We start from the raw sequence: 12549 nt of genomic DNA on the forward strand, positions 1-12549 counted from the left end.
CCGGAGCACCGGATCAGACGGCCAGCCCGCTGCAGGAGCGCCGGCAGTCCAGCGCCCAGACCGCGCTGCCCAGCGCGGCGAACCGTGCCGAGTACAGCAGCCGCTGGCCGTCCGGGCCGGGGACCGACCCGTCCGCCGCGCGGTCCCCGCCGCCGGGCGGCTGCCCACCGGTCCCGGGGGACGACGGGGCGGACGGGGCCGTCGGGGGAGCCGGCACCGCCGGGCCGCTGCCGCCGGACGCGGCGACGTAGGTGAGGCCCGCGGTCAACACCGACGAGGTGCCGTCGGGGGCGAACACGTGCACGTCGTAGGAGCCGGCGGCCCGGGCCGGGGCGGTGAACGTCACGCTCGTGGTCGAGGCGCCCACCACCGTCGCCGCGGCGCTGTCGCCCACGCGCACCCGCACGCCGCCGGGGATGGCCCCGCCGGTGATGGTGACGCGCGCACCGCCGGTCACGCTGACCCGGCTCGGCGCGATCGAGGTCAGCCGGAACGGCCCCACCTCGGGGTAGGTCCGCTGCCCGCCGAGGTCCGGGGTGCTGCCGGGCTGCTGTCCGCCCGGCGCCGGAGTCGTGCTCCCCGGCGCCGGAGTCGTGCTCCCCGGCGCGGGGGAGGTCCCGGGCGCGGGGGAGGACCCACCGCTGGGAGGGGTGCTCCCACCGGGCGCCGGGCTGCCCGAGCCGTCCCGCTGGCCACCCGAGCCGTGGTCGGTGTCCGGGGTCGGCGCACCGGGCGCGACGCCACCGGAGGTCGGCGGGGTCGACGGTGCCGAGGGGCTGCTGCCGCCCGGCCGGGTGCCCGGGGTCGGGGGCGTGCCGGTCCCCGGAGCCGGGGTCGCCGCGCCTGGGGCGGGGCTCGTCGGGGCGGGTCCCGAGCCGCCGGGAACCGGCGTCGAGCCGCCGGGAACAGGGCTCGAGCTGCCGGGCGCCGGGGTCGAGCCACCGGGGGCCGGGGTGTCGCTGCCCGGCACCGGCGAGGGGGACGGGGAGTCCGCGCCGTCGTCCGGGGTCGTGTACGCCGCCCCGACCAGCAGGGGCGCGGCGTAGGCGGGCCCCAGCGGCGCGCCGTCGCGGAACACCTGGGCGCTGAGGACGTAGCGCCCCTCGGCGAGGTCGGCGCTGGGGGAGAGGACCGCCGAGCCGAGGTCCGACCGATGGCCCAGGGAGAAGGCGGCCTCCCCGGCGTCGTCGGTCGCGACCGTGGCGCCGCCGAACGTGACCGGGTGCCGGGTGAGCGCGAGCAGCCGGCCCTCGTGCTCCATGCCGAGCGCGAACCGGACGGAGAAGGCGCCGGCCGGGGCCGAGCCGGTGGCGACCACGGTCGGCGTCACCGTGCCGGCGTCGGCGGTCATGCCGGAGAAGGTGTACGCGACCGGCGCGACGGCGGCGCCGAGGGCCGACAGCGACAGCCGCCCTCCGGTGACCGACCTCCCGGCGAACGCGGCCACCGGGTCGACGTCCTCGAGCAGCCGGGTCCGGAGCTCTGTCGCGGGCGCGTCCGGGTCCTGCGCCCGGTACAGCGCGACCGCGGCGGCGACCTGCGGAGCGGCCATCGAGGTGCCGGTCATGAGCCAGTACCCGCCGTCGTTCCTGGGGGCGAACACCAGCTCCCCGGGGGCGAAGAGGTGGACCGACCGCCGGCCGTAGGCCGAGCTGCTGCTCACCGTGTCGGCGGCGGTGCTGTTGCCGACGGTGACCAGGTTCGGCGCGGAGAGGCTGGCCGGGTAGAACGGCGACGTGTCGCGGTCGAGCGCGTCGTTGCCCGCCGCGGCCACCACGACGACGCCCTTGCTGTTGGCGTAGTCGATGGCCGCCTGCAGGATCGCCGCGCCACCGGGACCGCCCCAGGAGGCGTTGATGACGTCGGCGCCGTTGTCGGCGGCATAGCGGATCGCCTGCGCGCCGGCCCACAGGTCGACGCCGCTGCCCTCGCCCACGACCAGCGGCATGAGCGTGACACCGGGCGCGACGCCGGCCGAGCCCTCGCCGTTGCCGGCCCGCGCACCGGCGATCCCGGCCACCCCGGTGCCGTGCGCGTTGCCGGTGCCGACGACGTCCGGGCTGTCCCGGTAGAAGTTCCAGCCGGCGCAGTCGCCGGCGTACCCGTTGCCGTCGTTGTCGACCGGGGAGCCGCAGATCTCGTCGGGGTTGCGCCACATCCCGCCGGCCAGGTCCGGGTGGCTGGTCACGACGCCGGTGTCGACGACGGCCACGGTGACCCCGCGCCCGGTGCCGGCCTGCCACCCGGCGGGGGCGTCGACGTCGGCGCCGGCGACCGCCTGCTGGCCGTAGGCGTTCGAGCCGGTGTTCGCCAGGTTCCAGCCGTAGTACGGCCAGTACGGGTCGCTGACCGACTCCGCGGCGACCCGGCCGGGGACCGACGGCTCGACGGCGGCCCCGGGCAGGACCGCGCGCACGTCGTCCGGGGTGAGGCCGTCGCCGGCGACCAGCGCGCTCCCGTCGAAGAGGCGCTGGGCGCTGTCGACGGGGGCGGGCTGAGCCAGCGCGGCGAGCTGCTCGTCGGTGACCCCGCCCGGGACGGTCACCACCAGGCGGGTGAGGCCGTCACCGGCCGGGCCGTAGTCGGCGGCGTCGGCGATCTCCAGCGGGGCGGCCAGCGCCACCGTGTCGATGACCGCGGCGCCGCCGAAACCGAGGGTGGCCGTGGCGACCACGGCCACCGCCCTGCCGGTGCGTGTCCCGAGCCACCCGCGCGAGCCGCCCGCGCCGGCCCCAGCCGAAGTCGTCATCCCCGTCCCATCCGTGGTGTGCGGACCGGAGGTCCGCGGCGGGCCGGCTCCGTGCCGGCCGGTGCGACCGGGAGCGCCCGGCCTCACACACAGTGGGCGGAACGTAGCTCTGTGCAGTTGTCGGTGTCTGTCCCCCAGGGCGGGGGATCACCCCTGCGGGCGAGGAGGGCGCCCGGACCGGGCGGTCAGTCCCTGCGGCCGGCGTCGACCAGGCGCAGGACCACGGCGCCCTCCTCGTCGGAGGCGGCGAGGTCCACCTCGACGTCGATGCCCCAGTCGTGGTTGCCGTCGGGGTCGTCGACGATCTGCCGCACCCGCCAGACGCCGGGCTGGGTCTTGTCCCAGATCAGCAGCGCCGGCCCGCGGGCGTCGGCGCCGGTGCCCACCTCGTCGTGCTCGGCGAAGTAGCCCTGCACGACCTCGCCCCAGCGGTCGGCGTCCCAGCCGGAGCCCGCGTCCAGCTCGCCCAGGTCGTACCAGCGCCGGCGCGCCCACAGCTCGACCCGCCGGAACAGCGCGTTGCGCACCATCGCGGTGAACGCCCGCTCGTTGCCGGTGAGCGGCCGCGGCCGGGCCGGGACGGCGACGGGCTCGTCCAGCGGCTGGTCCGGGCTGGTCAGCTGCTCCCACTCGTCGAGCAGGCTGGAGTCGACCTGCCGCACCAGCTCGCCGAGCCACTCGACGAGGTCGGTGACCTCCTCGGTGCGTGCGCCGGCGGGGACGCCGGAGCGCAGCGCCTTGAACGCGTCGGAGAGGTAGCGCAGCACCGCGCCCTCAGCGCGGGTCAGCCCGTAGGTGTTCACCAGCTCCCGGAAGGTGGCGGCCCGCTCCCACATCTCCCGGACCACCGACTTCGGCGACAGCTGCGCGTCGGCGGCCCACGGGTTGGACCGGGTGTAGACCTCCAGCGCGTGCTCGAGCAGCTCCTCCAGCGGCTTGGGGTAGGAGACCTCCTCGAGCAGCTCCATGCGCTCGTCGTACTCGATGCCCTCGGCCTTCATCTGCGCCACGGCCTCGCCGCGGGCCTTGTTCAGCTGCGCGGCCAGGATCTGGCGGGGGTCGTCGAGGGTGGCCTCGATGACGCTGACGACGTCGAGGGCGTAGGTCTCCGACGCGGGGTCGAGCAGCTCGATCGCGGCCAGCGCGAAGGTCGACAGCGGCTGGTACAGCGCGAAGTCCTGCGGCAGGTCGACCGTCAGCCGGTAGCGGCGGCCGTCGGCGTCGGGCTCGGGCAGCCGCTCCACGATGCCGGCCTGCAGCAGGGACCGGGCGATCCCGATCGCCTCGCGGACGTGCCGCAGCTGCCGCTTGCGCGGCTCGTGGTTCTCGGTGAGCAGCCGCCGCATGGCGACGAACGGGTCGCCAGGCCGGTCGACCACGTCGAGGACCATCGCCGTCGTCACCCGCATGTTGCTGGTCAGCGGCTCGGGGTCGGCATCGATGAGCCGGCGCATGGTCGCCTCGCTCCACGGCACCATGCCCTCGGGGACCTTGCGGCGCACCAGCTTGCGGCGCTTCTTCGGGTCGTCGGCGACCTTGGCGAACTGCTTGAGGTTCTCCACCTCGTGCTCGGGGGCCTGGACGACGACGGTGCCCGCGGTGTCGTAGCCGGCGCGACCGGCCCGCCCGGCGATCTGGTGGAACTCGCGGGCGTTGAGCAGCCGGGTGCGGCTGCCGTCGTACTTGGACAGCGCGGAGAACACGACGGTGCGGATGGGCACGTTGATGCCGACGCCGAGGGTGTCGGTGCCGCAGATGACCTTGAGCAGGCCGGCCTGCGCGAGCTGCTCCACGAGCCGGCGGTACTTGGGCAGCATCCCGGCGTGGTGGACGCCGATGCCGTGCCGCACCAGCCGCGACAGCGTCGTCCCGAAGGCCGAGGAGAACCGGAAGCCGCCGATCATCTCGGCGATCGCGGCCTTCTCCTCCTTGCTGCACACGTTGACGCTCATCAGCGCCTGCGCCCGCTCCAGCGCCGAGGCCTGGGTGAAGTGGACGACGTAGACCGGCGCCTGCCGGGTGTCGAGGAGCTCCTGGATCGTCTCGTGCATCGGCGTCGTCGCGTAGTGGTGGTGCAGCGGCACCGGGCGCTCGGCGCCGGCGACCAGCGCGGTGGGCCGGCCGGTGCGGCGGGTGAGGTCCTCGCGCAGCCAGGTCGTGTCACCGAGGGTCGCGCTCATCAGCAGGAACTGCGCCCGCGGCAGCTCCAGCAGCGGGACCTGCCAGGCCCAGCCGCGGTCGGGGTCGCCGTAGAAGTGGAACTCGTCCATCACCACGAGGCCGACGTCGGCGTCCGCGCCCTCGCGCAGCGCGATGTTGGCCAGCACCTCGGCGGTGCAGGCGATGATCGGGGCGTCCCGGTTCACGGCGGCGTCGCCGGTGAGCATGCCGACGTTCTCGGCGCCGAACACCCCGCAGAGCGCGAAGAACTTCTCGCTGACCAGCGCCTTGATCGGCGCGGTGTACCAGCTGCGCCGGCCCGCGGCCAGCGCGGCGTACTGCGCGCCGGTGGCCACCAGCGACTTGCCCGAGCCGGTCGGCGTCGCCAGGACGACGTTGGCGCCGCTGACCAGCTCGATCAGCGCCTCCTCCTGGTGCGGGTACAGCACCGTGCCGTTGTCCTCCGCCCAGGCGGCGAAGGAGGTGAACAGCTCGTCGGGGTCCGCGCCGCGCGCCCGGAGGGCGGAGAGGTCGCTGGTGTCGTCGAGGAGGGGAGGGGCGGTCCTCGAGGCGGTCGGCATGCTCATCGTGGGAGACAGCGTGCCCGACCCGCGTTCCCTTCCCGTCAGGCCGGTGCCGCGCGTCGTCCTGCGGTCGGTCCGGAGGGCCTCGGACGGGCGACGCTCCCGGCTCATCGGGCCCGGTGGACCCAGCAGTCTCGCCGACCACAGGAGCAGCCCGGCGCCGCTCCCCGCCGCTCTACCGTGGCGGCGTCTCCGCAGGTGCGGGGGACGGGCCGGTCGCTCGAGACCGTCGACGCCTGCGTCCGCGGACCGGGTGCGGCCATGACCGGCGCGGCCGCCTGAGGCCCCGCAGCGCTGATCGACCGGCGGCCTGCGCGACGGCCGCCGCCGCACGAGGAGAGGACCCCCCATGGACGACGCGGTGCTGGCGTGCGCGGGGTGCGCGCACGCGCTGGAGCCGGGCGACCGCTTCTGCGAGGCCTGCGGAACGCCGGTCGTGGTGGCCGGGCCGCCCCTGGGCCCGGCCGTGCCCGAGCCGCCGCTCCCGCCGGTCGCCGCGCCGGCGGCCGCCCCGCAGCCGCTCGTCCCCCCGGCGGCCGCGCCACCGGCCGCCCCGGCGGTCGTCCCCGCGCACACCCAGCTGACGCTGGAGCTCCCGCCCGGACCGTCGCTGGCAACCGAGCTGCCGGCGCACCTCTCCCCGCGGCGGCTGCCGGGCGACCGGGGGCCGCGGACCGGGGGCGTGCCGTGGACGCTGGTCGCGCCGGTGCTGGTGCTCCTCGTGGGCGCCGCCGTGGTCGTCGGCATCGTCTGGCCGCGGTCGGACCCGTCGGCCGCGGCGGCACCCGCGCCGTCTGCTCCGACGGTCCCCGGCGAGGTCCCTGAGGCGGCGCCCTACTCGCCGACCGCGCAGGACAGCTCCGCGACCGAGCCGACCGGGAACTGGACGCGGTACGCCACGGCCACCGCCCCGGCCACCTCGCCGGACAACGTGGACAGCGCGGGACGGCCGACGTCCTACCGCGCCGGCAACATGCTCGACGGGAAGCCGGCGACGACGTGGCGCATGGACGGCGACGGCTCCGGTCGCCTGATCACCTTCCGTTTCGACCGGGCGGTGCCGGTCTCCACCGTCGGCCTGGTCAACGGCTACGCGAAGGTCGACCCGGCCACCGGCGAGAACCGGTACGCCCAGGGCCGCCGGATCACCCGCGTGACCTGGTTCATCGGTGACCAGGCGGTCGTGCAGCAGCTGCGGGACGGCGTCCGGGACGTGCAGACCGTCGACTTCCCGGCGGTCACCACCGACGTCGTCCGCCTGCAGATCGAGCGGACGACCGCACCCGGTGCCGCGGGCTTCGACCGCACCGCGATCAGCGACGTCCTCATCGCCAACCCCTGATCCCGCTCCGCTGCCCCGGCACCGCCCCCTGGAGGCCCCATGACGAGCACCATGTCCCCGCCGCTGTGCCTGGACTGCGGCCACGCCTGCCGCCCGGGTGCGCAGTTCTGCCCCCGCTGCGGCTCCCGGCAGCCGCTGGGTGCCGCGCCGGCCGACGCCGGAGCCGGCCGCGCGGCCGGGCCGGGGAGCTTCGCCGCGCAGGGCCAGGTGCGGCAGAACCAGACCTACGTCGGCAACCGCCTGATGTACACCCGCGGCGGCAGCGTCGAGAGCAGCTTCCTCAACGTCGTCACCGGCCGGATGGTCTGGGGTCACCTCAAGCGGGTGCTGGTCACCCAGGCCGTCGTCTGGGTCCTCGCCGCGATCGTCACCGTGCCGCTTCAGGTCCAGGAGGCGGCGTCGGCCGCCGTCGGGGAGGACGGCGGCGGCCTGGCCTTCTTCCTGCGGATGATCTTCCTGTTCCTCTCCGTCGGCCTGCTCGTCACGGCCTTCACCGGGCAGGTGCAGGAACCCATGTCCGAGTGGGAGCTGCTGCTCGACGAGCGCTCGGTCAGCGGGGACGCCGCCTACGCCGCCATCGCCGGCGCCCTGCAGCGGCGGCAGGTGCCCGCCCTCGTGTACGCCCAGCAGATCGTCAAGGACACGCCCAGCCGGACGACCGGCAACCACCTCGTGGTCCGGGACGACCCGTACGTCGTCTACGTCAGCGTCGTCCCGTTCGGCACCGGGCTGTACCTCTCCTGGACGATGTGGCGCGAGCAGAGCGTGGGCCGGCTGTACGGGGAGTGGTTCCGGCAGGTCCGCAACCGGCGCGCCGGCACGGGCACGCTGCTGCACCACATGCTCCGCGCCGAGGACGCGCGCGCCCTGCGGGAGACGGTGCACAACGCCGTCCGGGACGGCGTCGAGACCGCGATCGCCGGTCAGCAGGTCTCCCTCGAGACGGCCTTCGGCGGCCGCGTCCCGCCGGTGACCACGGCGTCGGCCACCACCCCGTCGAGCTCGATCGGGGCCCCGCTGCCCCTGATGCCGCCCCTGCCGCCGCTCCCGCCGATGCCGCCGGCGCCGGGCGGCCGGCCGTGACCGCGGGCCGGCCGGACCCGGCGGGGGTCCTGCTCGCCGAGTCGGGTGGCTCCTGGTGGGCCTGGTTCGGCGTGCGGGTCACCGCCGCGACCGACCTGAGCCAGGTGGCCGGGTACCGGCAGCTGGACCGCGCCGCCCGGCTGCGGGCCGCCGCGGAGGCCGACCGCCAGTACCTGGCCGCGCAGCTGGGTGGGCAGACCCCGGTCGAGCTGCGCTGGACCTCCCTGCCCGGCGAGGCGGCGGTCCGGCTCGACGTCCTGGGCTACGCCGGGGCCGACAGCCGGGACGCCGTCCTCGCCGAGGCCGCCGAGGCCAGGGCCCGGATGCTCGCCGTCCCCCGGCACGTCACGGCCGAGCCGCTCACCGACCCCGACGAGGTCGCCCGGCTCCTGCGGCCGGCCACGAGCAGCGGGCTGGGCGTGGCCGAGCTGCGCAAACCCTGGGTCGTGGAGAAGGCCCAGCGCGCAGACGCCCCGTGGCCCTACCTCGTCTCGAGCCCGTGGCTGCGCGAGGTCCCCGCGGCCGACTGGAGCGCGCTCATGGGGACGCTGGCGGCGTCTCCGACGCCGGTGGTCCTGAGCGTCGGGCTCCAGCCCGAGGCGGTGTCCCCGGAACTGCGGGCCCGGCTCTCCGAACACGCCGCCCACCACCGCCGGCTGTCCGAGGCGGGACAGGACGGCGGGGTGGGGCTGTTCCGCGACCCCACGTCGCTGAGCGCCGACCCGGGCTCGGTCGCGGCCGGGAAGCTCTTCGAGGACGCCGTCCAGCGGTACCGGGACCGGGCGTTCCGGCTGCGGATCAGCGTGGCCGCCGACGGCCCGGTGCCCCGCGCCCTGCTCGCCCAGGTGCGCGAGGTGATGAGCCCGGCGGAGAGCGGCGACGAGCGGGGCTTCCGGACCGCCGAGCTGGCCGGGACCGCGCTGGAGGTGGTGGACCCCGTCGGCGCCGACGAGGCGGAGCGGGCCCACCAGGCGCTCACCTCGCTGGCCCACGTGCCGTGGGGGCAGCCGCTCCTGCCGCCGGAGGCCGCGCGGGTGGCGGCCGACCTGCAGCCGCTGGGTGCCCTGGTCGACGTGCGCGAGGCCACCGCGGTGTTCCGCTTCCCGGTCGCGGCCGAGGGGCGCCTCGACGGGTTCCGCGTGGTGCGGTCCAGCTCGGAGCAGCGGGTCGACCGGCCGGACGCCGACGGGCTGGTGTTGGGGCACCAGCGGGTGGACGGCACACCGCGGCCGATCAGCGTCCCCCTGGACGCGCTCACCTCGCACACCCTGGTCGTGGGCAGCACCGGGTCGGGCAAGACCAGCAGCGTGCTCAACCTGCTCGACCAGCTCTGGGGCCGGCACCGGATCCCGTTCCTGGTGATCGAGCCGGTGAACTCCGACCGGGACGACTACCGGTGGCTGCTGGAGCGGCCCGGGTTCGAGGGCATGCTGGTGCTGACCGTCGGGGACGAGAGCCTCGCACCGCTGCGGCTCAACCCGTTCGAGGTGCCCGCCGGTGTCCGCGTGGGCACCCACCTGGCCAGCCTGGTGGCGTGCTTCGACGCGGCCTTCGGCCTCACCGGGCCGCTGCCGTTCCTGTACCGCAAGGCGCTGAAGACGATGTACACCCGGGCGGGCATCTCCCCGGACGAGGTCTCCACCGCTCGGCACCGGGGGCGCTGGCCGCGGCTGCGCGACCTCGCCGACGTGTTCGCCGAGCTCCCCGACGTCGACCGGTACGCCGGCGAGGTCAAGTCCAACATCAGCGCCGCGTCGCGGCTGCGCACCGAGTCCCTGCTCACCGGCTCGTGCGGGCGCACCCTCGACGCGCCGTCCTCCTACCCGCTCGAGGAGCTGCTCCGCCGGCCCGTGGTGCTCGAGCTCGCCTCGGTGGGGGATGACGACCGTGAGCAGGCGCTGCTCATCGCGCTGCTGCTCAACGCCCTGACCGCGCAGTACAAGGCCAGCCGCACGAGCAGCGCCCTGCAGCACGTCACCGTGATCGAGGAGGCGCACCGGCTGCTCCGCCGTCCCCGGCCGGCTGCCGGCGAGGGCGGCGAGCAGGCCGCCCGGGCCGCCGAGCAGTTCGCCAACACCCTCGCCGAGAACCGCAAGTACGGCGAGGGCCTGGTCATCGTCGAGCAGGTGCCCTCGAAGCTCATCGAGGACGCGCTCAAGAACACGACCACCAAGCTCATGCACCACCTGCCCGCCCCGGACGACCGGGAGGCGGTCGCGGCGACGATGAACCTGACCGAGGACCAGGAGACCTACGCCCGGGCACTGGACCCGATGACCGCGTACGTGACGCACCGTGGGATGAGCGGGCGCTCCGGTCTGGTCACCGTCGTCGACGTCCGCGGGGACGCCGCCCGGGCGGCCGGGCTGACGGAGTCGCCGCTGCCCGGGCCCGAGGTGGTCCGCGAGCGCTTCGAGGGGTTCCTCGCCGAGCACCGCGCGGTCTGGGAGGACCTCGCGCCGTACCCGGAGTGCGCGGGCTGCGCCCACCGGTGCCAGTTCCGCGGCATCGGCGAGGTGACCGCGGGGCCGGCGTCCGCCCGGGTGCGGACCGCCCTCAACAAGAAGACCTACCCCTCCTCGCCCGAGGAGCGGACCCGCGTGTGGGTGGACCTGGTGCGCCACCAGCGACAGCTCGCCGCGGACTACCCGGAGTTCTCCGCTGAGCAGCAGGAGGACCTCGCGGCCTGCAGCTTCATGCACGCGGCGTTCACGGCGTTCCCGGGCAAGAGCGTCGCCTGGATCGTCGGCCGGTACCGCGCCGCCGCCTCGGCCTCGGGGTCCTGATGGCCGGCGAGTTCGACGAGGACCGGGAGCGCACCCGCGGCGGGAACGAGGTCCGCGAGCCGGCCGAGGGGACCGGCGGCCGACCGGCCGAGGGGACCGGCGGCCGACCGGCCGAGGGGACCGGCGACCAGGCGGACCTGTCGGCCGAGCCGGTGGGCCCGGACGCGGAGCACGGCAGCGACGTGCCGGTTCCGGTCGAGGACCGGCAGGCCGATGCGGTGCCCACGCCGACCGAGCCGATCGGCCCGGGTGCTGAGGACCGGTCGGACCTCCCGGCGGACGAGTCGATCGGCGCGGGCGCTCAGGACCGTTCGGACGTCCCGGCCTACGACGCCACCGACGAGGTCCCGGACGCCGGTGACCCGGTCACGGACCAGCACTCCACCGGTGCGGGGGGCCCGGGAGAGGTCCCGGAGGACGAGCCGGTCGACGAGACCGTCGAGGACACCGTTGAGGACCCGGAGCCGCGGCCTGAGGCGACGGCCGAGTCCGTCGAGCCGGTGGGGGAGTCGGACGAGGCCACGGAGCCGGCCCCGGACGTCGACGAGCCGGTGGAACCGGTGGAACCGGTGGACGAGTCGGACGAGCCGGTCGATCTCTCGGCCGGTCCGGTCGAGCCCGTCGACGACTCGGCGGAGGCCGTGGGCGATCCGGCGGAGCCCGTGGAGGACTCGGCGGAGCCGGTGGAGCTCGCCGTCGAGCCGGTGGACGAGCGCGCGGACCCGGTCGACTCGTCGGACGAGCCAACGGCGCCCGTGCGCGACGCGGCCACCCCCGAGTGGTTCCCCGGGGAGGCGCTGCCCAGCCTGGAGCGGCTCCCGTCGGCGGAGTTCCAGGCCTTCCTCGACGAGCGTCACGCCGAGTGGGAGGCCAACCTGGCCGACCCTCGACACCTCACCGTGCTCAGCGGTGATGGCCCTGAGGTGCCCGATCCAGTGACCGAGGAACGGCTGCCCGATCCGGTGACCGAGGAACGGCTGCCTGACCCGGTGACCGACGAACCCGTGCCCGACCCGGTGACTCAGCCCGACGACGCGGCACCCGGAGGAGCTGTGGCCGCACAGTTCTCGCCCGTTGCCCGTGGGGATGGGGACGCAGCCGCGTCGGCCACGGATGAGTCGGTGGGGGCGGAGCGGCACCCGGAGTCGGGGGACCAGCCGGTGGGCGCGGATCGGCACGGGGGACTCCCGGACGGTTCGAGCGGTTCCTCGCGTTCCCGTCGTGACCGCGTCAGGGCGGGGATCGGCCTCGCCACCGCCGGTCTGGCGAGCATCGGGGCCCTGCCCGCCACGCCGTGTCCGGACGCTCCGCGGGAGGCACCGCCGGCCCCGCACGTCCAGAAGGCATCCATCGGGCCCGGCGAGGCCACGTCCACCGTTGCGGGGCATCGACTGACCTTCACCTCCCCCGTGCAGGACGGGCAGGCCGGCACGAGCGTCGATGGGGAGCGCGAGGACGCCGAGGACGGCAGCGACGGAGGAGCCGAGCAACTTCCCGGCCGCCCTGGATCGCTGTTGGGTGAGCTGTTCGGCGAGGCCACCTCCGAGGAGGACGAGGCCGTCCGAGACGGCGAGAAGGCGGTCAGCGACCTCCTCTCCATCCCGAGGGACCGTGCTCGTCGGCAGGACAAGGAGGACGAGGCGAACGAGCGGCGCCGCTGGGAGAGGGACGAGGCCGCTCGACACGGCGTGCAACCGTCCGAGGCCGTCATCGAGGAACCCGCAGACCTCGACGACCCACCCCGGCTGTACGAGCCCGCCGATGACGAGGACGACGAGTAGCCGACGGTCTGGTTCCGAGCTCCGCGTCGGGGGTAGGCGGGGGCCGTACCGCTCAGGAACCCCG

The 12549-nt window shown here is 75.6% G+C and carries 6 protein-coding genes; 4 read left to right on the top strand and 2 right to left on the bottom strand.

The features are described 5' to 3' along the window. Positions 1-13 precede the first annotated feature (13 nt). Positions 14-2680, bottom strand: a complete 2667-nt coding sequence (locus ACI79I_RS06595) for a S8 family serine peptidase (RefSeq protein WP_456991499.1) — start codon at positions 2678-2680, stop codon at positions 14-16. A gap of 254 nt (positions 2681-2934) precedes the next feature. After that, positions 2935-5496, bottom strand: a complete 2562-nt coding sequence (locus ACI79I_RS06600) for a DEAD/DEAH box helicase (protein ID WP_456991500.1) — start codon at positions 5494-5496, stop codon at positions 2935-2937. Between the two features lie 346 nt (positions 5497-5842). Between ACI79I_RS06600 and ACI79I_RS06605 the strand changes: the two genes are divergently transcribed. From ACI79I_RS06605 to ACI79I_RS06620, 4 genes are read left to right on the top strand one after another with little or no spacing between them, the layout of a single operon-like run. Continuing rightward, the gene (locus ACI79I_RS06605) at positions 5843-6835 is read left to right on the top strand and encodes an NADase-type glycan-binding domain-containing protein (RefSeq protein WP_456991501.1); all 993 of its coding nucleotides are present in this window, start codon (positions 5843-5845) and stop codon (positions 6833-6835) included. 39 nt (positions 6836-6874) lie between these two features. Further along, entirely contained in the window at positions 6875-7918 is a 1044-nt protein-coding gene (locus ACI79I_RS06610) for a hypothetical protein (protein ID WP_456991502.1), read from the top strand. Beyond that, positions 7915-10704 carry an ATP-binding protein gene (locus ACI79I_RS06615; RefSeq protein ID WP_456991503.1) on the top strand — a complete coding sequence of 930 codons (2790 nt, stop codon included), beginning with the start codon at positions 7915-7917 and terminating at the stop codon, positions 10702-10704. The genes ACI79I_RS06610 and ACI79I_RS06615 overlap by 4 nt, the downstream gene beginning before the upstream one ends. After that, on the top strand, positions 10704-12485 hold the full coding sequence (locus tag ACI79I_RS06620; protein ID WP_456991504.1) for a hypothetical protein: 1782 nt from the start codon (positions 10704-10706) through the stop codon (positions 12483-12485). Before ACI79I_RS06615 ends, ACI79I_RS06620 begins: the two co-directional genes overlap by 1 nt. Positions 12486-12549 lie beyond the last annotated feature (64 nt).

Source organism: Geodermatophilus sp. SYSU D01105, from assembly GCF_054050095.1.